The 2174-nt window shown below is 38.4% G+C and carries 3 protein-coding genes and 1 pseudogene; 3 read left to right on the forward strand and 1 reads right to left on the reverse strand.

Going from position 1 to position 2174, the window contains the following annotated elements:
- Positions 1-417, forward strand: a pseudogene (locus AC06OU_RS00035) (hypothetical protein); the annotation flags it as partial.
- Positions 418-446: 29 nt separating this feature from the next.
- Here AC06OU_RS00035 and AC06OU_RS00040 read toward each other — a convergent pair.
- Positions 447-665 (reverse strand): acyltransferase, encoded by a 219-nt coding sequence (locus AC06OU_RS00040; RefSeq protein ID WP_298471984.1) that lies wholly within the window; start codon positions 663-665, stop codon positions 447-449.
- 249 nt (positions 666-914) lie between these two features.
- Between AC06OU_RS00040 and AC06OU_RS00045 the strand changes: the two genes are divergently transcribed.
- Together AC06OU_RS00045 and AC06OU_RS00050 are read left to right on the forward strand one after the other, a co-directional pair.
- Entirely contained in the window at positions 915-1391 is a 477-nt protein-coding gene (locus tag AC06OU_RS00045) for a DUF2628 domain-containing protein (protein ID WP_298471982.1), read from the forward strand.
- 443 nt (positions 1392-1834) lie between these two features.
- A partial coding sequence (locus AC06OU_RS00050; protein WP_475853278.1) for a GntR family transcriptional regulator occupies positions 1835-2174 on the forward strand: 340 nt, incomplete at its 3' end.

The following is a 2174-nucleotide window of genomic DNA, read 5'->3' on the forward strand; positions in this document are numbered from 1 at the left end:
ATGCGGTTAATGGAGCGAATGGATTGGGAAGAACTAATTATAGTGAATCTATCTGAGATGTGTGAGGGAGACTCTTTTGAGTTCAAGCGATTGCTTAAAATTTGTGAGCTACAGAATGTACCGAACTCATGCTATGCCAATAACATTGAGCAATTTATAGAGATGACTAATCTAGTGGATCATGTGCTGTATGGATGGGGGTCAAAACCTGAAGCAAAGAGACTTGCAATGGAGCATGGGTTTTTACCGATTGAAGGTGTGAAGTTAAATGGAAAAGAACCAAAGGCATACTGGAACAAAGCAAGAGATTATCCAAGACATCCATTTCCTTATTTGCCTAATAAGTGTGAGGAGTGGGTCGATGAAATGGCTGCTGTTTTAAAGGAACTACCAGAAGTGAGTCTAGGAGAGGCTTAAACTTATAGTGAAACAAAGGAGCAGTTGTTTTAATGGCGGATTAAACTGCTTCCTTTAGATTGGGTTTTAGTACTATCAACAAACCTTTTTATAAAATTGCACCCCTCACAAGCCATACCGATCTGTTTATTCGTTTCCGGATCCACATAATAAATCTCATCGAATCCACAAACTTCACATTCTTTAATATGCAATATCCGCCTAGGACCTAATTCCTTGTCTAGCTTGCCGTGAAAGTCAGATAACATCTTTTACACCCCCATTTTGAAAATTCTTACACAAGTATATTTCGGTCAAATATTTACTTTATTAATAGAAATGTTTTAAAAATAAAGAAATTTTATAGGTTTTTAGTAACTATTTATAAATTGATGAATAATTTTATTTTTATTCCAAAATTTAACATTAAAATGAGTTTAATGGTTATTAGGGGTAGGGTTAATGAAAAGTGTAATATCATATAATAAGTCTTCAATATTAAAGGGGGGGATATATAGATGGATAAGAAATATCCGGAGTTAGATGAGTCGTTACATGGGGCATTTGTAGGAGCTAGCAAATGGGAGTATTATTCCCGAAAGTGGAATCAGGGGCTATCATGGAATTGGGCAGCTTTTTTCCTTTCGTTCTTTTGGCTAGGCTATCGGAAAATGTATGCGTATATTTTAATCATACTAGGTCTTTTTCTTTTATATGATCTGATCATTGTCTTGAGTGGGGTCGATTTTGGGGTAGATTCGACCATAGGAATTACAGTAGGGGTCATCTGTGGTTTTTTAGGAAACTATTTATATTTGATGCATGCGAATAAGGAGATTAAGAGAGTCACGGAGCAGCAACATGGCAGCGAGGAATTCATGCAGTCAGAGCTTCAACTGCGTGGGGGTACTAGCTGGCTTGGAGTGTTGGCTGCCTTTGGGTTGCTGATTGTTTATGGGGTTCTTGCTGGGATGATTTATGGGTTTGGGGGATAAATAGGATAGCCGTCCCTGTGTCAGACACAATTCTTTTAGGTGAACCCTTGTGGTAGGTGGTTTTTTCGCGGAATTGTGTGTGTCCCTGTGTCGCACACAATTCGCTACAATTTGGAGGTTTGACTTCATCCCTGTGTCAGACACAATTCTTTTGGGTGAACCCTTGTGGTAGGCGGGTTTCTGGTGGAGTTGTGTTTGTCCCTGTACCGCACACAATTCACTACAATTCAAAGGACATACGATTAGAAAATTTTCGGAGCATCTTGATTATAAGATGCTTTTTTTATTTGTCCTTGTGGTTTTATTAGCAAATATCGGGTGTGTTATCATAAAAGTACTAATGACAATAAACTATTAAGTTAAAATATAACTATTTTTCTGAATGTTAAAATATATACTACCATACAAGTATACAATTATGGTAATATGACTTTAGTAAAGGGGTGAGTATTCTGCTAGCAGATAATTTTAATAAGAGGAAGAATGTCTCTACTCGAGATCATGTGTATGAGACGTTAAAGGAAAGCATCATTAAACTGGATTTGAAACCGGGGCAGAGTGTGTCGGAAAAAGAGATTTCTGAGTTGCTTAGTGTCAGTCGTACGCCTGTTAGAGAAGCGTTTGTGAAGCTTGCGCAGGAGGAGCTGTTGGAGGTTTATCCTCAGCGTGGCACGTTTATCTCTTTAATAGATTTAGAGCATGTGGAAGAGGTGCGGTTTATTCGAGAGTTGCTGGAACGTGCATCGGCAAAGCTTGCTGCGGAACGTCCAGAAAACGTGGATT

It is taken from the genome of Psychrobacillus sp. (assembly GCF_056205495.1).

Bases quoted from the DNA above. Each gene is read 5' to 3' on its own strand.
- AC06OU_RS00040 (WP_298471984.1), bottom strand. From the start codon at position 665: ATGTTATCTGACTTTCACGGCAAGCTAGACAAGGAATTAGGTCCTAGG.
- AC06OU_RS00045 (WP_298471982.1), top strand. From the start codon at position 915: ATGGATAAGAAATATCCGGAGTTAGATGAGTCGTTACATGGGGCATTT.